Here is a 17,808-nt window from a genome sequence, read left to right as displayed (position 1 = left end):
GTTTGCGCTCCATCAGGGGGCGGTCACACTCACCGATCCCAATACGGCACCGTCCCAAAACACTCCACGAAATAGTCGATCACCGTGCGCACCTTCAATGAGAGCCTGCGGCTGCCCGGCCACAACGCGGCGATCTGTTGGGGCTCCAGGGTTGTCGCGACCTCATACTCACTCAGCACCGCCTGCAAGGTGCCGGCGCGCAGGCTTTCGCCAATCAGCCAGGACGGAAACGCCACCAGGCCCAGGCCTTGTTCGGCGGCGTGGGTGAGTGTGTCGGCGTGGTTGCCAGTGATGGGGCCGCTGACGCTGTAGGGGGTCCAATCGCCTTGGCCGCGGCGGAAGAACCAGCGCTGCTGGCCGGTGATGCCTTTGTAGGCCAGGCAGTGGTGGTGGGCCAGTTCGTCGGGGTGGCGCGGCGTGCCATGCTGGGCCAGGTAGGCGGGGCTGGCTGCGATACGAAAGCGTTGCGGCGCGAAGATGCGCGCCTGCATGCCCGAGTCATTGAGCACGCCGATACGAAACAGCAGGTCGGTGCCGTCTTGCAGCGGGTCGACGAAGGTGTCGGTCTGCTGGATATCCAGTTGCAGCTTCGGGTAGCGCCGGCACAGCCCTCCCAGCCAGGGTGAAAGGTGACGCTGGCCGAACGCCATGGGCGCGTTGATGCGCACCAGGCCGCTGGGTTCGCTGTCTTGCTCCTGCAGGGCCTGGTTAGCCGTCTCCAACTGCTCGAGTAGCAAGCGTGCGTGACGGCCCAGCAGGCGGCCGGCTTCGGTGGGGCTGACGGCACGCGTATGGCGGTAGAGCAATTGCTGGCCGACGGCCTGTTCCATCAGTTGAATCTGCCGCGAAATGGAGGAGGGCGCCAGGCTTTCGCGGCGGGCCACTTCGGAAAAGCTGCCCTGGTCCAGCACGGCCACAAACAGGCGTAGCGCCTTGAAACTCAGTTCATTCAAGCCCTGCATCGTCTCTCCAGGCTGTGCGTTTTGCGCAAAGGTGTTGTCCGCATACTCCCATTTATCGCACAGCACGGCCACCGGATAATGCGCGCCATGTTTTTCCTTTCTTGATACACGGGTGATGTATGCAGGCACGTTCTACCGAAGGCCTGGCGCAGGCCAGGCCGAGCAATAACCTTCTACGGCTGCTGCTGTTGCCGTTGGTGATTCTGGCGGGGATGGGCCTGTCGGTGGAGGCCGGGTTGCTCGGGCCATTGGGCGCGCAGGTCGGGCATTTGTGGGCGACGTTGAGCATCTTTGGCGTTGGCACGGCGATTCTGTTTTTACTGCTGCTGTTCAGCGGCCCGCAAAAGGGTCCAGCATTCACGCAACTGCCACGCTGGCAGCTGATCGGCGGGTTTCTGGGGCCGATGTACGTGGTGGTATTGACCCTGGCCACACCGCACATCGGCATCGCGATGACCATGATCGCGATCCTCTCGGGCCAAGTGGGCAAGAGTGTGTTGATCGACCACTTCGGCTGGTTCGGCACGGCGCGCAAACGGGTCAATGGCGAGCGCTGGATCGCGTTGGCGTTGATTGTGGCGGCTCTGGTTCTGATTGCACGAGGTTAAGACGATGAATCTGTTTATGTTGTTGGTGGTGGTGATTGCAGCGGGGGCGGTGCTGAGTGTGCAGGCCGCTATCAATGGGCGTCTGGGCCAGACGGTGGGGGTATTGCGCAGCAGTCTGTTGACCTTCGCGGTGGGCGCGCTGACCACGGCGCTGTTGATATTTTTCTTCGAACCGGCCCAGGCCGTCAGCCTGCTGGAGGTGCCAAAGTGGCAATTGACCGGTGCCCTGTTTGGCGTGGTGTACATGATGGTGATGGTCGGCGCAGTGCCTGTGGTCGGCACAGCCGTCGCCACGGTGGCGGTGATTGTCGGGCAACTGGGCATGGGCATGCTGATCGACAACTTTGGCTGGCTGGGCAACCCGGCGATCGAGCTGTCGGGCAGCCGTATCCTCGCCATGCTATTGCTTGCCCTGGCGTTGGTGTTCATGTACCGCAGTAATAGCCGCCGGGCCGACTGACGGCGCTGAACCATGCTTGCTTGCCCAGGGTCACTGCTTAAGGTGCGGCGCTCGCCGCATCGGACGACCATGAAAAAGGAGTCTGACCATGCCAGATCAAACCTGTGCTTGCCCTCACTGCAAATGTGTATTGGGCGCTGACGCAATAATGAAAGACGGCAAGGGCTATTGCTGCCAGGGCTGTGCCGAGCACCATGCTCATGGTGAACCCTGCGCGGCGGCGACGGGTTGCGAATGCGCCAAGTCAGCCCACGGTTGACAGGATTGACCTGCAGGCCCGGCCACCCGGTGCCTGCAGGATGAGTAAAAACAGTTCGTTTGCCGGCGACCAGTCTTTACCATGGTCACCCGACCCGATTGATGTGTACCCGCCATGGCCCTGGCCGCGCCCCCCGACCTCAGTGATCTCGCCGTTCCCGTGCAGCCGTTGGCGCGTACCTACCCGCGTGGGTTGTACGTAGAGCCGCACAGTCACGATTGGGGCCAGTTGCTCTACGCGATGAGCGGTGTGATGTGGGTCGAGACGCCCCGCGAAGCGCTGGTGGTGCCGCCCCAGCGTGCGGTGTGGTTGCCGCCGGGGGTGGAGCACGGGATTCGCGTGGTCTCCGATTTGCAGATGCGCAATATCTACCTGCGCCCGGCGTTGGCAGCGACGCTGGACAGCCAGGTGCAGGTCATAGAAGTGGGCCGCTTGTTGCGTGAGTTGATCGTGACATTGGTGGAGCAGGGCGATCACGGCGATGCGGCCTATTACGAGGCTGTCGTAGGCCTGGCCCTGTTGGAGTTGCAACGCGCACGGCGCTCGCCTATTCGCATCGCCATGCCGGTGGCGGCTGATCGTCGGCTGATCAATGCGTGCCAGGCCGTCATGACGTCGCCCTCCCTGGACATCCCGTTCGAGCAGCACGCCGAGGCCGCGGGCGCCAGCGTGCGCACCCTGGCGCGGTTGTTCCAGCAGCACCTGGGCATGGGGTTTGCCCAGTGGCGCCGTCAGGTGCAGTTGGCTACGGCGGCGGCGGAGTTGATCCAGGGCCATTCGGTGAGCGGCATAGCGCGCACCCTGGGCTATTCGCCCAGTAGCTTCAGTGACATGTTCCGACGTGAACTGGGAGTATCGCCGTCGCAGTACAGGGGTTGGCCGAAATCCTGAAGCACTTGGCCGATACCCACGGTAGACGCGCACTAGACTGAGCCCATCAATCAACCGGGCGCAGCGTTCATGAGCTATTTGATTTCCTTGGCCATCGGCCTGTTTGTCGGCGTGATCTACGGCGCGCTGGACTTCCGCTCGCCTGCACCGCCCGCTATCGCACTGGTCGGCCTGATGGGCATGCTGCTCGGCGAAAAGCTCTGGCCCATGGCGCGGCAGTTGGTCAGTGGTTGGTTGTCCTGATCCCTTTTTCCTTCCACGGATGCCCTCTATGAACGCACTGCAATTTACCGACACCGGCGACCTCGCCCACCTGCGCCTAGTGGAGGTGCCCATGCCGGTACCGTCTGCCGGCGAAGTGCTGGTCAAGGTCAACGCGGCGGGCCTGAACCCCAGCGACGTCAAAAACGTGCTTGGCCGTTTCCCCTACACCACGCTGCCACGCATCCCTGGGCGTGACTTCGCAGGCGTGGTGGTGGAAGGCCCGCAGGCATTGCTCGGCCAGGAGGTCTGGGGCACCGGTCGTGACCTGGGTTTTTTCGCTGACGGTTCCCATGCCCAATACCTGCGCGTGTCAGCCAAGGGCGTGGCGTACAAACCTACGCACTTGAGCTTTGCCCAGGCGGCCAGCCTCGGTGTGCCCTATACCACCGCCTGGGATGCCCTGGAGCGCAGCGGCGTTGGCAAGGGCACGCGCTTGCTGGTGATCGGCGCCAACGGCGCGGTCGGCAGTGCGGCGTTGGCGCTGGCGAAGATACGCGGTGCGCAGGTATTGGCGGCCGTGCGCAAGGCCGATCAGCTCGAGATGTTGCAGGCCCAAGGGCTGGAGGCGATTGCCTTGGGCAAGCCGGAGGAATTGGGCGCGCAAGTGCAGGCCGTGTTCAAGGGCGGCGCCGACGTGATCTTTGACACTACCGGTTTCTGGCTGCCTGCCGCGGTGGCGGGGCTGGCACCGTTCGGCCGCATCGCCATCATCGCCGCACCGGTTGACGGCCATGTGCAGTTACCGGCCCTGGCGCTGTACCGTAAGGGCGGGTCGGTGGTTGGGATCAACTCTTTGCTCTATAGCTGCGAACAATGCGCGGTGATGCTGGAGGCGTTTGGGCGCTTCTTTGATGAAGGCCTGTTGCCGCTGCCTACAGGGTTGCGTGAAGTGGCGTTGGCGGAGGGTGTTCAGTGCTATGCAGAAGTGAACAACGGCAGCCCAGACAAAATCATCTTCCTGCCCTGATGGATAGAAATGTGGGAGCGGGCTTGCTGTGGCGAGGGAGCTTGCTCCCGCTCGATAGCGCAGCTGGAGCCGGCTTTTTTGGGGGCGCTACGCACCCCAGCGCAAGCAAGCTTGCTCGCCACAGCAAGCCCGCTCCCACAGTGTTGATCTTTATTCGGCTTCGGGAACGCCTTTTTCCCACGCCGACCAGTTCTTCACAATCGCTTGGACCAACGGGTTGCCCGTGCGGTACAGGTTTTCCAGCGCCGGTACAAACCCACCCTGGTCCGCATACTTGAGCAGGTTGTCCACTTCGCTGTAGCCAGGGTAAGGCCGGTCAAAGTCGGAACCTGCGCGCACCACGGCCAGACGCTGGATATCCACCAAGCCTTCGCGGCTGGCGCGCAGCAGCGCTTCGTAGGTGGAGTTGTCTTCCTGTTGGGTGGTGCAGTATTCGCCTTTGTTGTCGGTGAGCAACTTGGTCCAGACTTCGGCACGTTCGCTCAACCGGGTACCGGAAAACCAGGTGTTGCCCGCCAGGGTGTCGCAGCGGGTGACTTGCGGCGGCTGGTTGGCCGGGGCGGCGGGGTAGTGTTTGCGCCAAGCGGCGGACTCTGTGCTTTCTGTCAGCTCCACCTTGTGCGACAAGGCAAACGCCTTGGCTTGCAGCTTTTGGTTGAGCTCAAACACCTCGGTCTTGTAGTCCAACGGTGGTTTTTCGTTGGGGCCCTTGGTGTTGATCCCGATATAGCCCGTCGGCCAGTCCTTGGGTGCATCCCGTGAATCCAGCTCCCACTGCGTGCCGAACTCCACCAGGTAATGAGCCCAGGCGGCGGTGCCGATGGTGCCGTGCTTGGGGCTGATACCGGCGATTCCGGCGATCAGGAAGTAACTCTGGCGCAGGTCGAACTTAGGCGACAAGGCCAGGGCCAGGGTAGACGCGGCAGCGTTGGTCTGGCCCATGCCGGTCACCAGCAGGCACACGTCTTGGGTGTTGCAGCGAATCACGGGATATTCGGCGGACAAGCCCGGAACGCGTACCTCTTGTTTAAGCTCGAGGCGGTCGATCCAGGTTTGCGCCTCGGGGGCGAACATGGTGATCAGCATCACCTTGGGTTTGATCAGTGGCGGGTTATCCGCCAGCACCACGTGAGGCAATAGGGCCAGGCCGACGGCCAGCGAGACACGGGTCAATGCGTTCATCTACAGCTCCTTGATCAGAATTGATAGCCCACGCCAGCGTAGTAACCCCAGCCGTCTGAGCGTGCGCGGAAGTTGCCTTCGCCGAAATTCAACTCGCTGCCATCCTCCCAGTTGCCGCCGTTGTGAAAGTAACGACCGACCAGGGTAAAGCGCAGGTGGGTAAACGAGTACAGCAATACGTTGGTGGCCACCAGGGAGTTGGCGGTGCGCGCCGGGTTGTCCTTGTGCAGGTCCGAGCCGAAATCGTAGTTGGTGAAACCGATGTAGGTCAGCGAGGCGCCGTTGTCGAACTTGCCGATGGGCACGATGTACTTCATCTGCGCTCGGTAGCCGTCCCAGGAATACTCATTGCTGGCGCCGTAGTTTTCCCACTGGTAGCGCCCGTAGAAATTGGCCGACAGGTTGACTCGCGAGTGGGTGTCGATATCGGTGCCCAGGCCGCTGTACAGGGTGTTGGCGCGGTTTTCCTTGCGGCTGCCGTGGTCGTAGATCCAGTCAAAGGCCACATACCATTCCTTGAATGGGCCAATTGCCAGGCTGCGTCCTGCGAGGTAGTCGATGGAGATCCGCGGTTCATGCTCCATGAACACCGGCGAGCCATGGTCCCACACACCTTTGTCATTACTGTTACCGATGGTGAGGATCTTCGGCACATCGATATAGCCGTACAACTCAAAGGGGCCCTTGCGCCCGAAGTACTCGTATTCCAGGTAGACGTCATCTTGAGGCTTGGGGCCGAAACTGATGTCTTTGCTGCCAATCAGCGTGAGGTCCTGGTTAAACCACTCGGACAGATACACGCCTTTTTTCGCCGGGGGGTTGGCTTCAGGGCTGAGGGTTTCGCCCTGTGCTGAGTCATCCACGGGCTTTTCCTGCGCCAAAATGGGTGCACTGAGTACTCCCGTAACGGCAGCCAGTAGCAACGAAACGCCAAGACCAGCACGAGGCTTTGAGGTGGGGTGCATTGAAAGTCCTTATTCTTACGCGGTTTAAACCCGATTAGACGGGGAGGAGTGAACTTGGCGGTCAAGTTCGTTCCGCAAACGTTTGCACAGGTTGTACCAACTTGGGTCAATGGCTTGAACTATCTAGAAAAAAGAGCAATTAGCCGACGCTTTGGTCAGGAAAACAGTGGGATTTCTGTCATCCTGATGCGTCACCCCTGTGGAGGAATCTGATGTTCGAACACTACCTGCGTGCCTGGGAGCTGAGTGCCGATGGAGAGCCTATCGTCACACCCGGCAGCCACCTGTTGCCGGTCCGCTGGAAGGGCGTGCCGGCGATGTTGAAAATTGCTCATACCCCTGAGGAAAAACTCGGCGGCCGCCTGCTGAGTTGGTGGGCCGGTGACGGTGCGGCACGGGTGTTCGCCCATGACCACACTGCAGTGTTAATGGAACGCGCCACGGGCCCAGGTTCCTTGATGCGCATGGCCCTCAATGGTCAGGACGACGAAGCCAGCCAGATCGCCTGCGCAACCCTGGCCCGGCTGCATGCGCCTCGTGTGTCGCCGCCCGAAGGGTTGGTTGGGCTGGATGAGTGGTTCAGATCCTTGTGGCACGCCGCCGAACAGGAGGGCGGTGCCTTACGCGACTGCGCGGCGACGGCCCGGACATTGCTGGCTGCGCAACAGGAGGTTGTGGTACTGCACGGTGATTGCCATCACGACAATATCCTCGACTTTGGCCCTCGTGGCTGGCTGGCGATTGATCCAAAGCGGGTGATGGGCGAGCGCGGTTACGATTACGCTAATCTGATCTGCAATCCGGACTTGCCGACCAGTAGCGATCCACTGCGTTTCAGCCGCCAGGTTGGGGTTATCGCCCTGGCGGCCGGCCTCTCACGTCCGCGTTTGTTGCAATGGGTGGTGGCTCATGCCGGGTTGTCTGCCGCCTGGTTTCTGGAAGACCAGGAGCGCGAGCGTGCCATGATTGAGTTGCAGGTTGCCCGTCTGGCACAGCAGGCACTGGCTCAAGGGGCGGGCGAGTAAGGCGGCGGGTGATGGGTAACCGGGGTGAATAATTGAAGTGCGGCCTGCCGCCGGTACTCACTCGGCGTCTGGTGCATTTCGATACGAAAGTGGCGATTGAAATTCGACAGGTTGGCGTAGCCCACCTCAAAGCAGATGTCCGCCACTGACATTTGGCTGTGCAACAGCAAGCGGCAGGCACGCTGCACGCGGAACTTGCGCATCAGGTCGATAAAGCCGTGGCCGGTGTTGCGCTTGAAAAACCGCGAAAAGCCGGGTTCGCTCATGTCCAGTTGCCGGGCGATGTCCGACAGGCGTACATCGCCGGTCAGTTCCCGCATCAGGTAGTCAAGCGCCTTGTTGATACGTTCGGCGCTGCGCGCATCCAGGGTCGGTGCGTAGCACGGGCTGGCCAGGGTATTGGCCTGTGCAGGCGGTGCGTTCTTCAGGGTGTCGAGCAATTGCAGGAACAGGGCCAGGCGTTGCAGCCCATGGGCGCAGCCGATGGCCTCCATCAGCCGTGCCGCGCTCGTTGCGGTCTCGCCGGTGAATTCGATGCCCCGTCGCGCCCGTGCAAACAGTGACTGTAAATCACCGAGCTCAGGCAGGGTGGTGCGCAGAGCGAGCAGGGCGGCGCCGTCGAATTGCAGCACCACATCACGCCCGTGCAGGTATTCGCCCGGGGCCAGGTCACCGATCCAGTCGTGGGGCAGGCCAGGGCCGATCAGTGCGATATGCCCGGCGCTGAATGCACCGATATAGTCGCCCGCCACCAGCTTGCCACTGCCTTGGCGGATCAGGTGGATTTCGAATTCAGGGTGGTGGTTCCAGCGTGCCAGTTCATAGGGATAGTCATGTTCGAACCAGCGAAAACCATGTTCCGGTTCGGTCAGGATCACCTCAAGCTCGGCAGGGCGATGCTCGAACAGGGTGGCGGGGCTGACGGGCATGGTGCTGCCTCTTGTGGCGGTGCAATTTTCCCAAAATACCCGCACTGGCAATCGCTGCGCTAGCCCTGGTTTCGCCTGAGGCTGATACTTTTTTGATCCTGTGCCTCAGGTTAAAAAAGTATCAGCCGCGCATTCGCCAGCCGTTTGTGAGGCGGCAGGTCAAGCTGCTGTAATCGAGGCTCCACAACAAAGGTCGGCAAGCTGTTCTCGGCGGTGTTCACCGACTACCGGCAATAACCTTTACAGGACCCCCCATGAAACGACTCGAAGGCAAAAGCGCGCTGATCACTGGATCAGCGCGAGGCATTGGCCGTGCGTTCGCCCAGGCCTACATCGCTGAAGGCGCCACCGTGGCCATCGCCGACATCAACCTGCAGCAGGCCCAGGCCACCGCCGCCGAACTGGGGCCCAAGGCTTACGCGGTGTCGATGGATGTCACCGACCAAGCCTCCATCGACGCGGCGATCGCCACGGTGGTGAGCCACGCCGGCAAGCTCGATATCCTGATCAACAACGCCGCCCTGTTCGACCTGGCCCCCATCATCGACATCACCCGCGACAGCTTTGAACGACTGTTCTCGATCAATGTCGCCGGCACCCTGTTCACCCTGCAGGCCGCAGCCCGACAGATGATCAACCAGGGGCATGGCGGCAAGATCATCAACATGGCCAGCCAGGCCGGGCGGCGAGGCGAGCCGTTGGTGGCGGTCTATTGCGCGACCAAGGCGGCGGTGATCAGCCTGACGCAATCGGCGGGCTTGAATCTCATCAAGCAGGGCATCAACGTCAATGCCATCGCCCCCGGTGTGGTGGACGGCGAGCATTGGGATGGGGTGGATGCGCTGTTCGCCAGGCATGAAGGGCTGGCGCCTGGCGAGAAGAAAAAGCGCGTAGGGGATGAGGTGCCGTTTGGGCGGATGGGCACAGCTGAAGACCTGGCTGGCATGGCGATCTTCCTGGCGTCGACGGACGCCGACTATGTGGTGGCCCAGACCTATAACGTTGATGGCGGCAATTGGCTGAACTAGCAGTTAACGCTGACCCAACTGTGGGAGCTGGCTTGCCTGCGATAGCGTTGGTGGATTCACTCCCGTCATTGCAGGCGAGCCAGCTCCCACCTTTGAACTTCAGCGTGCTTGAGAATAGGGTAAGTCAGCAACGCATCGATCCCCGCAGTAAACTGTCCCATACTTCAAGATTTCTACGCTCGCCCGGAGGCGGTCGTACGTGCAGACCACCCGAGAACGACCATGAGCCTTTCGAAAGCCGCCATCGCTTCATTTGACGTCGACGCCCAGAAGAGCTTCACGCCCTTGTGTCCCAACGAGTTGCCAGTGGCCGGTGGCGACGGCATTGGTGCCGAACTCAATTACATGGCCAGTCTCGCCGGCCACCGCATCGGCAGCAAGGACGCCCACACCCCCCACGCACCCTGGGTGGTTGCGCAGCACAGCGAGATGCTGCAACCCACCGGCCTGGCCCATGCCGATGTGACCTGGGTCAGCCACTGCGTGCCGGGTACTGAAGGGTTCACCCTGCTCGATGAATTGCCCACGCCCTATGACTACGACTACTTCATCTGGAAAGGTGTCGAGCCCGACCTGCACCCCTACGGCGCCTGTTACCACGACCTGCACGACAAACTGTCCACCGGCGTCATCGAGTACCTCAAGGCCCACGGCGTGGCCCGCGTGATTGTGGGCGGGCTGGCGCTGGACTATTGCGTCAAGACCACTGCGTTGCAGTTGCTCAAAGCCGGATTGCAAGTGGTCCTGCATTTGCCGGCGTGCCGAGGCATCAGCGAGGAGGGCGGTGTACAGGCTGTCGACGAATTGCTCAAGGCTGGTGCACACATCAGTCGCACCCGCGAAGAATTGGTCGTGGTGGTCGCGCGTTAAGCAGATTCCGGTGAGGCCATCGCCTCTGTCAGTTGGCGGTCGAGCAGGTGAATTACGCCGCGTCTATAAGCGCCCTGGCAGAGTATTTGTAGCATCCAGGCAGGGTTCGTCGCGAAGTAACTTGGCATGCCAGCTGGGGATGTCGCCTGTATCCACATCCAAGCGCTTGAGCCACTGGTCAGCCGACCAGTCCACCAGCCGCAACTCGCCGTTATGAGAGCCGCCGTGCAATGAACCCACCGTCTCGTAGCGAATGCCCTTGAGTACATGGTTCAGTATTACGTAGGCGGCCGGCTTCGGATCCTCGGCATCACCACCAAGGTAGGGGTATGCGCCGGCCTGGATCACTACGCCGCTACCGTAGTCATAGAAGGCAAAATGGCTGGAGGGTAGCTGCGTACGTAATCCTTCCAGGCCGCCAACCAACTCCAGGCGAGTTTGGTCGAGCAAGGTCAGCCAACTGACCGTCTTGATTTTTGTAGGTTTGAACTCGGGGATATTAGCCAGTAGACCGGCTGTTCCCACATCCAAACCAGGCATGCGTGCCGCCATAAAGGCTTCAGTAGGTTCGTTGCCGTCCCGGTTGGTGACGGAAAGGTTGAAGGCATGTCCCGCGTAACCCTGTTCTGGAGCCAATCGGCGTGCTGAGTCAAGGTACAAACGCAGGAAGCTGAGTGGGTTTTGCTCTTGGTACAGAAGCGGTACTGAGAACTCCAGAGTGCTTATTTCATCCCCCATCTTTGCCTTCCATCCTCGCGTACCACACACATTGAAGAGCCAAGCGCTGGCGTCATTTGATTGTTTGCCACTGAGGTAGTAGAAGCTGAGAAGGTCATCCTCATCCATTACTTCCATCATGTCGCGTAATGGCTTTGCATCGGCATAAGCTGAAAGTGGTTTACCCTGAGGAGGCTCTTCGCGCCAGACCCAAGTGAGGTAGGGCTCAGCCAAGCGCTTGAAGTCGTCAAAGCACTGGCACAGTGCCTCCCGTACCAAACGTGTGTGTGCATCCTTGAAATAAAGCGTCCCGCGCAGGCAGAGCACCGCGCCGATATAGTTCTGGCGTCCGCACTTCATGAGCAAGTGGCCGGGTATTTCCAGCAGATGTGGTTGCTTGGCAAGTTCTTCGGCCACATTGAATTCCGGTTCCATTGGCATTCCTCCGAATTAGTAAGCGGGGGTCATTGGTCGAGGGGAGCGGCCACGCGTCAGGATAAACATCATCCCCCCTGCGATGGCTGCAGCCCACCCGAGCTGCTCCACTGGCACATTGGACTGCTGACTTTGCTGGCTACAGTCGCATTCGGTAGATGTCATCTCAACAACCCTGTTTTTGTTGCCAGCAATGTTCGCATAATCCTGCGCCTGCTCCACTTTCGGTGGGTCAGGTGGAAACTTCATCTCCACCACTTGCTTGATGTTGTCCTGAGTTGGCGGCTTGCTGGCGTCCTTGACGATCACCACATCGGGCCGGCGAATCATCCCTTTCCCGGGTTTGAACGGTGGATGCTCTGGGTCGTCATTCCAATATTTGTTGATCCAGCCCGGTATCCAGCCATGAGGGCTATTCCCCGTTTGGCTGTCGAGGATTGGCCGTGGTGGTCGCTTGGTCATGTCGTAACTGACTTGCTTATACGGACTGCGCCTCTGGAGAATCTCGTCAAGCTCCCCAAGGCGCTGGGCCACGCAGGCCTGTTTGAGATGCTTGCCATCTTGGCTGATGTTGGGCGTGCCGCTGCAATAGCAAATTGCCGAGCACAGTACGTTCTTGTCTTGGGGATCGAGCTTCGGTTTCAGAATGCCCACAGGGTTAATCTTTCCGTCTGGGCTCATGCCCCCCTGAGAAAGGCTGGGTTGCCCATTCATTCTTCGCCTTCCTGCATCAAGTCAATATGGATAGACTCTGACGCAGCATGGCTAATCCACGATGTCATGCCTTCGCTATTCGTGGTGTCGAGCGCGTTCCAACCGGCACTCGACCAAACCTTTACCTTGCGGCCAACGATAGGTTTTCCGGTTTCCTGATCTATGAGTTGAAAGCGTCCAGAGTAATGGGTATTGGAACTGCCCAATGGCACCATGGGGCTGAGTGGGGGCGGTGTGAATTGATCGCCTATGATCACAGTACCCGATCCACCGATGATCACGTTGCCATGTTCACCCACACTGCCGAGCGTTGCGGCAGGTTTTCCATTGATAAAAACTGTCGATGATACGGCCGAACTGATCGGGCTCCCGCAAGCAGATGGATCACCTTGGCGCGCTGCGGGCAAACCATCGAAGAAGACGTCAGGAGAACCTTCGATGATGGAGGCGACACCATGTCCCGGAATTGGACATGTCGTAGGGTCAGTAACGCGGGCGGCGGGCTTTCCACTCATAGTGCCGAACCTCGGGAAAGTGGCTGCAGATCAAGAAAGTGCGCTGAATTAACGAGACGCTTCGCAAGCATATCAATCGCCATACTCGTTCCTTGTCTGATCGTTCGCCGGTAGTGGCGCGTGGCGTACTTTTCCTATTCCTCCGATTAACTACAAGATGCTTAACCGCGAACGGGAAGTACCTGTCAAAGAAAAGAAAAATCTCCTACATGATTGCGGGGTATTGATTCTTTACGCTCTACATTCTTATGCATTCGCAAGTAAGGGAATGACAATTGGGATATTCAAAGATGGTTCCCCGGCGCTCATCTCACTACCGGTGAGTGCATTGAGGGAGATATCAACCTGCGTCCGCTGTTTTGCTTCCATCGATGCAGGTCCGGCGATTGCTGGAGCAGGGGGACCAGAGAGGTTCACCTAGGTCGAGGTGCCACAAGCAGATCGCGCCCGCAAAAGATCCTTGCAAGTCGGCAAATTAAGCCTAATATTATCCGGGTAAAACAAATAAAATCCGGGTAATAAAAGATGACCACGCACACCCTTTCCCTCTGCACTGCGTTCGCAGGTCATCAATGCATCGCCGCGGGGACCTATGTCGATGTGGCCGAGTCCCTTGTCGCCCAGGCTTTGCCAGCCGGTAGCTTCCTGGTCTTCGATGACGCCACGGGCACTCAAGTCGATTATCCGTGGCCAGCAGGTCACGCGCCGCACCCTCCCCAGGCCGAAAGCGACGACGAGCCACCCGCAACGCCCTCGGTAGGCCGCCCGAAGTTGGGCGTCGTCGCCCGGGAAGTCACATTGCTGCCACGTCATTGGGAGTGGCTCGGCCAGCAGCGTGGTGGTGCGTCGGCTGCCTTGCGCCGGTTGGTGGATGAAGCGCGTATGGCTCATGCCAGCGCTGATCAATTGCGCCAGGCCAAGGAGGCCAGCTATCGCTTCATGAGCGCGATTGGCGGCAATCTGCCGGGCTTTGAAGACGCCTCGCGTGCGCTGTTTGCCCAGGACAGGGACGGCTTCTCGAACAGTATCGCGCACTGGCCGACGGACGTGCGCACCTACCTGGCCTGGCTGTCGCGCAATGCCTTCCCAGTCCAATAATCAAGGGGCTCAGACCTTCATGGACGTCACCCAGCAACGCCCGCTGTGGCAAATCTATCTGTTGTTCCTGGCACCGATGGTGCTGTCCAATTTCCTGCAAAGCTTTTCCGGCACCCTCAACGGCATTTACGTTGGCCAGATGCTGGGCACCCAGGCATTGGCCGCGGTGTCGGGGATGTTTCCCATCGTGTTTTTCTTTATCGCCCTGGTGATCGGCCTGGGGGCGGGCGCCTCGGTGTTGATCGGCCAGGCATGGGGCGCCCAGGAGACCGGAATGGTCAAGGTGATTACCGGTGCCACCCTGACCCTGGGCGCCTTGGTGGGCCTAGTGGCCGCCGTGCTGGGCAGCCTGTTTGCGCGCCCGGCATTGCAGGCGTTGGGCACGCCGGTGGATGTGCTCGACAATGCCGTGGGCTACGCCCAGATGATGATGTTGATCATGCCGTTGCTGCTGGTGTTCATCCTCTATACCCAACTGTTGCGTGGGGTCAGCGACACGATTTCGCCGTTGCTGGCATTGATGGTCTCGACCCTGGTGGGCTTGCTGCTGACGCCTGCGCTGATTCGCGGCTGGATCGGCCTGCCGCCCATGGGCATCCAGAGTGCGGTGTATGCGGGGCTGGTAGGTAACGCTTTGGCGATGCTGTTTCTGGTCCTGCGCCTGCGCCACAAAAAACACGTGATGGCACCAGACCGCGAGTTGCTTGCCGCCTTGCGCCTGGACCGCGTCGTCCTCGGCAAAGTCCTGCGCATCGGCCTGCCGACGGGCTTGCAGATGGTGGTGCTATCGCTGTCGGAGCTGGTCATCCTGGCCCTGGTCAACGGCCACGGTTCCCAGGCCACGGCGGCCTATGGCGCGGTGACGCAGATCGTCAACTATGTGCAGTTCCCGGCGCTGTCGATTGCCATCACCGCCTCGATCCTCGGCGCCCAGGCGATTGGCGCCGGGCGCCTGGAGCGTATCGGGCCGATCCTGCGCACGGGGCTTGTGATCAACCTGTGCCTCACCGGTGGCTTGATCGTGCTCGGCTATGGGCTGTCCCACTGGTTGCTGGGCCTGTTCATCACCGACGACAGCGCACGGGTACGGGCCGAACACCTGCTGCACATCATGCTCTGGAGCATTCTGGTATTCGGCTTCCAGGCGGTGATCGGCGGCATCATGCGCGCCAGCGGCGTGGTGCTGATGCCGGTGGCGATCTCGATCTTCTGCGTGCTTGGCGTAGAACTGCCAATGGCCTATCTGTTCAACGCCCACTTCGGATTGGAAGGAGTGTGGATGGCATTTCCGGTGACCTACCTGGCGATGCTGGTGTTGCAGATCGCCTATTACCGCCTGGTGTGGCGGCATAAGCAGATCAAACGGTTGGTGTGAGGCTCAGCCCCTGCAGGAGCAGCTTCAGGCCTTGCAAGCCTTCCTCCAGCCGTGTGCCCGGGTGTTCATCCCGGGCAATCCACAACGCGGTATTGACCAGGCTGCCGTTGATCAACTGCGCCAGTGCGTGGCTGGGTGCCGTAGGCATCAGACCCGCTTGCATCAGGGCCTCCAGCAATTGACGCAAGGATTCCACGCAGTGTTGTTGGGAGCCTGTGTCGCCCAGTACCGCCGGTGCATCCTGCAATACAATGCGCTGGATTTCCGGGTCCTGGGCCATGCGCAGATAGGCCCGGCAGCGCTCGCAAAAACCACTCCAAGGCTCTACGGCCTGCTCCGAGATGCGTTGCAAGCGCGCGTCCATCTCGCTGTCGAGTTGAGCGACCACCGCCGCCAGCAGCCCTTTTTTGTCACCAAAGTGGTGATACAGCGCACCGCGCGTCAGGCCGGCGCGGGCAGTGAAGTCATCCATCGAGGTATTGGCATAGCCTTGGGTGGCGAAGGCCCGGCGCGCGCTCGCTATCAGGCGGGCGCGGGTGTCTTCGATCATTTCAGCTCGGGCTCGGCTCATGGGCGTCTCTTGGCTAAGTGATTGACATACGTTGCGTATGCGAAGCATGATTTGCCACATACGCGCCGTATGTATTCTGCCCTGATGGTTTCAGATAGCAAGCCCAGGGCGTCGAGCAAGAGGTCAAGCAGGATGGCAAACCCCTACGCTGAATTATTCCAAGCCCCCGGTGCCCGGGCCTTTGTGCTCGCTGGCATGCTGGCACGCATGCCGATATCCATGACCGGCATCGGCCTGATCACCATGCTGTCCCAGGTGCATGGCGGCTATGGCCTGGCCGGTTCGGTGGCGGCAGTGTTTGCCCTGGCCACGGCGATTTGCGCGCCGCAAGTGTCACGTTGGGTGGACCGCTACAGCCAGGGCAGGGTGCTGCCGATTGCCGCGCTGATCGGCGGCGGGGCGCTATTGATGTTGCTGCTGTGTACGCGGTTGCAGGCGCCGAATTGGACGCTGTTTCTGTTCGCCGCGCTGGCGGGCTGCATACCCAATATGTCGGCCATGGTGCGAGCGCGCTGGACCGAGTTGTACCGTGGCCAGCCCAGGCTGCAAACCGCGTTTGCCCTGGAGTCGGTACTTGATGAGGTGTGCTTCATCATCGGCCCGCCCATTTCGGTGGGGTTGAGCGTGGCGGTGTTCCCAGAAGCCGGGCCCCTGGTGGCGGCGTTGTTGCTGGCGGTGGGCGTCACCACCTTTGTGCTGCAACGGCAAACCGAGCCACCGGTACACGCGCATCAGGGAGCACACGGTCGCTGGCTGATTGCGTCGCCGTCGGTATTGATCCTGATGATTTTGCTGCTGGCCATGGGCGTGATCGTCGGCGTGGTGGATGTGGTCAGCGTGGCCTTCGCCCAGCATCAAGGCCAGCCGGCGGCGGCGAGTATCGTGCTGTCGGTGTATGCCATTGGTTCGTGCCTGGCGGGGTTGGCCTTCGGTGCCCTCAAACTCAAGGCACCGTTGCCACGCCAGTTCCTGTACTGCGGCGTAGCCACGGCGTTGACCACCTTGCCCTTGCTGTTGGTGAGCAATATTCCCGGCTTGGCCGCTGCAATCTTTATCTCCGGGCTGTTCTTCGCGCCCACCTTGATTGTGTCGATGGCCATGGTGGAGCAGATCGTCCCGGCCAGCCGCCTTACCGAAGGCATGACCTGGCTGATCACCGGCCTGAGCATCGGCGTGGCCATTGGCGCCGCCAGTTCGGGGTGGATGATCGACCACTTTGGCGCCACCAGCGGGTTTTGGGTGGCGCTGGCGGCGGGGGCGGTGGTAGCGGGCTCGGCGGTAGTGGGTTACCGGCGGTTGGGATAGTCAGCCAATCGTCGGGCATGGCTCTGGGTAGTGATGCTGCAGAAATTCGTTCAGCGCCTGACGCGTGAGATCATTCAATGTCACTTTCTTACGGTTTGCCGCCAGGGCAGCGGCCAAATGCAAGTCATGCCCGACGCGTACGTTGAATGAACCTTTGCACGGTTTCTCCGGCGTGTGCCCCAGGCTCTGGCAGGTAGCGAGATAATCATCCACCGCGCCACGGAAGGCTGCGTCCAGTTCAGCCACAGTTTTGCCTTCATAGCTCACCAATGCCTTGATGAACAGGATTTTACCAAACAGGCAGTTGTCCTCGAGGCTGGCTTCGATGGAGCCGATGTAGCCTTTGTGTTTCAGTTGGTTGTTCACTGAATCAGTTCTCCTGATTTCAATTGTTCGATGATCTGGCGCCGAATGTAGTGTTTCAGTTCGTTGCCGGGGTGAGGCTTGTGCAGGGTGATCATTGCACTGGGGTCGCCCATGTCGAACTTGACCCGGCTTCCGGCCCCTTCAATCTGTGTGTATCCCAATCGGCGTAATAACGTGACGAGCTCAGACCAGGTAAATGCCATGTGCTCATTGAGCAGTTTGGCGAGCAGCTTTTCATTCTTGGACACGGCGTTCCCTGCGTGTAACTAAATGTAGTTGCAAAAAGTGGTGTTCGTCAATGC

General features: G+C 60.3%; 22 protein-coding genes. 12 read left to right on the top strand and 10 right to left on the bottom strand.

Annotated features, from left to right (window positions below):
* Positions 1-29: 29 nt before the first annotated feature.
* A complete protein-coding gene (locus tag JFT58_RS05095) occupies positions 30-962 on the bottom strand; it encodes a LysR family transcriptional regulator (RefSeq protein ID WP_054897041.1) in 933 nt (310 codons plus the stop codon).
* Positions 963-1,081: 119 nt separating this feature from the next.
* On the opposite strand from JFT58_RS05095, the gene JFT58_RS05090 reads away from it, so the two are divergent.
* The 6 genes from JFT58_RS05090 (at position 1,082) to JFT58_RS05065 (ending at position 4,411) form a co-directional block, all read left to right on the top strand.
* Positions 1,082-1,570 carry a DMT family transporter gene (locus tag JFT58_RS05090; protein WP_014718846.1) on the top strand — a complete coding sequence of 163 codons (489 nt, stop codon included), beginning with the start codon at positions 1,082-1,084 and terminating at the stop codon, positions 1,568-1,570.
* A 4-nt stretch (positions 1,571-1,574) separates the two neighbouring features.
* A complete protein-coding gene (locus tag JFT58_RS05085; protein ID WP_003191976.1) occupies positions 1,575-2,030 on the top strand; it encodes a DMT family transporter in 456 nt (151 codons plus the stop codon).
* Between the two features lie 88 nt (positions 2,031-2,118).
* Positions 2,119-2,289 carry a putative metallothionein gene (locus JFT58_RS05080; RefSeq protein ID WP_019816816.1) on the top strand — a complete coding sequence of 57 codons (171 nt, stop codon included), beginning with the start codon at positions 2,119-2,121 and terminating at the stop codon, positions 2,287-2,289.
* A gap of 114 nt (positions 2,290-2,403) precedes the next feature.
* Positions 2,404-3,180 (top strand): AraC family transcriptional regulator, encoded by a 777-nt coding sequence (locus JFT58_RS05075; protein ID WP_054897042.1) that lies wholly within the window; start codon positions 2,404-2,406, stop codon positions 3,178-3,180.
* Positions 3,181-3,249: 69 nt separating this feature from the next.
* Positions 3,250-3,423, top strand: a complete 174-nt coding sequence (locus tag JFT58_RS05070) for a DUF1427 family protein (RefSeq protein ID WP_014718843.1) — start codon at positions 3,250-3,252, stop codon at positions 3,421-3,423.
* A gap of 28 nt (positions 3,424-3,451) precedes the next feature.
* Entirely contained in the window at positions 3,452-4,411 is a 960-nt protein-coding gene (locus JFT58_RS05065) for a quinone oxidoreductase family protein (RefSeq protein ID WP_054897043.1), read from the top strand.
* Positions 4,412-4,561: 150 nt separating this feature from the next.
* Here the strand turns inward: JFT58_RS05065 and JFT58_RS05060 are convergent, their stop codons facing one another.
* Positions 4,562-5,593: a purine-nucleoside phosphorylase gene (locus JFT58_RS05060; RefSeq protein WP_054897044.1), complete on the bottom strand. Its 1,032-nt coding sequence runs from the start codon at positions 5,591-5,593 to the stop codon at positions 4,562-4,564.
* Between the two features lie 14 nt (positions 5,594-5,607).
* Entirely contained in the window at positions 5,608-6,558 is a 951-nt protein-coding gene (locus JFT58_RS05055; protein ID WP_032872109.1) for a nucleoside-specific channel-forming protein Tsx, read from the bottom strand.
* Between the two features lie 212 nt (positions 6,559-6,770).
* On the opposite strand from JFT58_RS05055, the gene JFT58_RS05050 reads away from it, so the two are divergent.
* Positions 6,771-7,583 carry an aminoglycoside phosphotransferase family protein gene (locus JFT58_RS05050; RefSeq protein ID WP_054897045.1) on the top strand — a complete coding sequence of 271 codons (813 nt, stop codon included), beginning with the start codon at positions 6,771-6,773 and terminating at the stop codon, positions 7,581-7,583.
* On the opposite strand, the gene JFT58_RS05045 is transcribed toward JFT58_RS05050, so the two are convergent.
* Positions 7,565-8,512 carry a helix-turn-helix domain-containing protein gene (locus JFT58_RS05045; RefSeq protein ID WP_054897046.1) on the bottom strand — a complete coding sequence of 316 codons (948 nt, stop codon included), beginning with the start codon at positions 8,510-8,512 and terminating at the stop codon, positions 7,565-7,567. The two genes, JFT58_RS05050 and JFT58_RS05045, sit on opposite strands and share 19 nt — an antisense overlap.
* Before the next feature lie 254 nt (positions 8,513-8,766).
* Here JFT58_RS05045 and JFT58_RS05040 point away from each other — a divergent pair, with 254 nt between their 5' ends.
* Together JFT58_RS05040 and JFT58_RS05035 are read left to right on the top strand one after the other, a co-directional pair.
* Positions 8,767-9,540, top strand: a complete 774-nt coding sequence (locus tag JFT58_RS05040) for an L-iditol 2-dehydrogenase (protein WP_054897047.1) — start codon at positions 8,767-8,769, stop codon at positions 9,538-9,540.
* Between the two features lie 222 nt (positions 9,541-9,762).
* Positions 9,763-10,410 carry a nicotinamidase gene (locus tag JFT58_RS05035; RefSeq protein ID WP_054897048.1) on the top strand — a complete coding sequence of 216 codons (648 nt, stop codon included), beginning with the start codon at positions 9,763-9,765 and terminating at the stop codon, positions 10,408-10,410.
* 63 nt (positions 10,411-10,473) lie between these two features.
* Here JFT58_RS05035 and JFT58_RS05030 read toward each other — a convergent pair whose 3' ends face one another.
* The 3 genes from JFT58_RS05030 to JFT58_RS05020 are packed head-to-tail and all read right to left on the bottom strand — an operon-like array spanning position 10,474 to position 12,791.
* On the bottom strand, positions 10,474-11,562 hold the full coding sequence (locus tag JFT58_RS05030; protein WP_054897049.1) for a DUF3396 domain-containing protein: 1,089 nt from the start codon (positions 11,560-11,562) through the stop codon (positions 10,474-10,476).
* Between the two features lie 15 nt (positions 11,563-11,577).
* On the bottom strand, positions 11,578-12,276 hold the full coding sequence (locus tag JFT58_RS05025; RefSeq protein WP_054897050.1) for a VRR-NUC domain-containing protein: 699 nt from the start codon (positions 12,274-12,276) through the stop codon (positions 11,578-11,580).
* Positions 12,273-12,791 carry a PAAR domain-containing protein gene (locus tag JFT58_RS05020; RefSeq protein WP_082423389.1) on the bottom strand — a complete coding sequence of 173 codons (519 nt, stop codon included), beginning with the start codon at positions 12,789-12,791 and terminating at the stop codon, positions 12,273-12,275. Before JFT58_RS05020 ends, JFT58_RS05025 begins: the two co-directional genes overlap by 4 nt.
* Positions 12,792-13,316: 525 nt before the next feature.
* On the opposite strand from JFT58_RS05020, the gene JFT58_RS05015 reads away from it, so the two are divergent.
* Both JFT58_RS05015 and JFT58_RS05010 read left to right on the top strand, forming a co-directional pair.
* A complete protein-coding gene (locus JFT58_RS05015) occupies positions 13,317-13,889 on the top strand; it encodes a DUF2239 family protein (RefSeq protein ID WP_054897051.1) in 573 nt (190 codons plus the stop codon).
* A 19-nt stretch (positions 13,890-13,908) separates the two neighbouring features.
* The gene (locus tag JFT58_RS05010; RefSeq protein ID WP_054897052.1) at positions 13,909-15,264 is read left to right on the top strand and encodes an MATE family efflux transporter; all 1,356 of its coding nucleotides are present in this window, start codon (positions 13,909-13,911) and stop codon (positions 15,262-15,264) included.
* Here the strand turns inward: JFT58_RS05010 and JFT58_RS05005 are convergent.
* Positions 15,248-15,835, bottom strand: coding sequence for a TetR/AcrR family transcriptional regulator (locus JFT58_RS05005; protein ID WP_054897053.1), 588 nt, complete (start codon positions 15,833-15,835; stop codon positions 15,248-15,250). The genes JFT58_RS05010 and JFT58_RS05005 overlap by 17 nt on opposite strands.
* A gap of 132 nt (positions 15,836-15,967) precedes the next feature.
* On the opposite strand from JFT58_RS05005, the gene JFT58_RS05000 reads away from it, so the two are divergent.
* On the top strand, positions 15,968-17,140 hold the full coding sequence (locus tag JFT58_RS05000) for an MFS transporter (RefSeq protein WP_054897054.1): 1,173 nt from the start codon (positions 15,968-15,970) through the stop codon (positions 17,138-17,140).
* Here JFT58_RS05000 and JFT58_RS04995 read toward each other — a convergent pair whose 3' ends face one another.
* Positions 17,141-17,506, bottom strand: coding sequence for a type II toxin-antitoxin system HicB family antitoxin (locus JFT58_RS04995; protein WP_014718824.1), 366 nt, complete (start codon positions 17,504-17,506; stop codon positions 17,141-17,143). It abuts the gene before it with no gap.
* Positions 17,503-17,754: a type II toxin-antitoxin system HicA family toxin gene (locus tag JFT58_RS04990; protein ID WP_014718823.1), complete on the bottom strand. Its 252-nt coding sequence runs from the start codon at positions 17,752-17,754 to the stop codon at positions 17,503-17,505. The genes JFT58_RS04995 and JFT58_RS04990 overlap by 4 nt, the downstream gene beginning before the upstream one ends.
* Positions 17,755-17,808: the final 54 nt, after the last annotated feature.

It is taken from the genome of Pseudomonas sp. MF6767 (genome assembly GCF_016405475.1).
GTDB lineage: Bacteria > Pseudomonadota > Gammaproteobacteria > Pseudomonadales > Pseudomonadaceae > Aquipseudomonas > Aquipseudomonas paracarnis.
Note: the sequence above shows the minus strand (reverse complement) of the source record. Positions and strands in the feature narration are given on the sequence as shown.

What these genes read in the sequence shown, in the direction of transcription:
- JFT58_RS05095 (WP_054897041.1), bottom strand. Translation starts at nt 962, where the DNA reads ATGCAGGGCTTGAATGAACTGAGTTTCAAGGCGCTACGCCTGTTTGTG.
- JFT58_RS05090 (WP_014718846.1), top strand. Translation starts at nt 1,082, where the DNA reads ATGCAGGCACGTTCTACCGAAGGCCTGGCGCAGGCCAGGCCGAGCAAT.
- JFT58_RS05085 (WP_003191976.1), top strand. Translation starts at nt 1,575, where the DNA reads ATGAATCTGTTTATGTTGTTGGTGGTGGTGATTGCAGCGGGGGCGGTG.
- JFT58_RS05080 (WP_019816816.1), top strand. Translation starts at nt 2,119, where the DNA reads ATGCCAGATCAAACCTGTGCTTGCCCTCACTGCAAATGTGTATTGGGC.
- JFT58_RS05075 (WP_054897042.1), top strand. Translation starts at nt 2,404, where the DNA reads ATGGCCCTGGCCGCGCCCCCCGACCTCAGTGATCTCGCCGTTCCCGTG.
- JFT58_RS05070 (WP_014718843.1), top strand. Translation starts at nt 3,250, where the DNA reads ATGAGCTATTTGATTTCCTTGGCCATCGGCCTGTTTGTCGGCGTGATC.
- JFT58_RS05065 (WP_054897043.1), top strand. Translation starts at nt 3,452, where the DNA reads ATGAACGCACTGCAATTTACCGACACCGGCGACCTCGCCCACCTGCGC.
- JFT58_RS05060 (WP_054897044.1), bottom strand. Translation starts at nt 5,593, where the DNA reads ATGAACGCATTGACCCGTGTCTCGCTGGCCGTCGGCCTGGCCCTATTG.
- JFT58_RS05055 (WP_032872109.1), bottom strand. Translation starts at nt 6,558, where the DNA reads ATGCACCCCACCTCAAAGCCTCGTGCTGGTCTTGGCGTTTCGTTGCTA.
- JFT58_RS05050 (WP_054897045.1), top strand. Translation starts at nt 6,771, where the DNA reads ATGTTCGAACACTACCTGCGTGCCTGGGAGCTGAGTGCCGATGGAGAG.
- JFT58_RS05045 (WP_054897046.1), bottom strand. Translation starts at nt 8,512, where the DNA reads ATGCCCGTCAGCCCCGCCACCCTGTTCGAGCATCGCCCTGCCGAGCTT.
- JFT58_RS05040 (WP_054897047.1), top strand. Translation starts at nt 8,767, where the DNA reads ATGAAACGACTCGAAGGCAAAAGCGCGCTGATCACTGGATCAGCGCGA.
- JFT58_RS05035 (WP_054897048.1), top strand. Translation starts at nt 9,763, where the DNA reads ATGAGCCTTTCGAAAGCCGCCATCGCTTCATTTGACGTCGACGCCCAG.
- JFT58_RS05030 (WP_054897049.1), bottom strand. Translation starts at nt 11,562, where the DNA reads ATGGAACCGGAATTCAATGTGGCCGAAGAACTTGCCAAGCAACCACAT.
- JFT58_RS05025 (WP_054897050.1), bottom strand. Translation starts at nt 12,276, where the DNA reads ATGAATGGGCAACCCAGCCTTTCTCAGGGGGGCATGAGCCCAGACGGA.
- JFT58_RS05020 (WP_082423389.1), bottom strand. Translation starts at nt 12,791, where the DNA reads ATGAGTGGAAAGCCCGCCGCCCGCGTTACTGACCCTACGACATGTCCA.
- JFT58_RS05015 (WP_054897051.1), top strand. Translation starts at nt 13,317, where the DNA reads ATGACCACGCACACCCTTTCCCTCTGCACTGCGTTCGCAGGTCATCAA.
- JFT58_RS05010 (WP_054897052.1), top strand. Translation starts at nt 13,909, where the DNA reads ATGGACGTCACCCAGCAACGCCCGCTGTGGCAAATCTATCTGTTGTTC.
- JFT58_RS05005 (WP_054897053.1), bottom strand. Translation starts at nt 15,835, where the DNA reads ATGAGCCGAGCCCGAGCTGAAATGATCGAAGACACCCGCGCCCGCCTG.
- JFT58_RS05000 (WP_054897054.1), top strand. Translation starts at nt 15,968, where the DNA reads ATGGCAAACCCCTACGCTGAATTATTCCAAGCCCCCGGTGCCCGGGCC.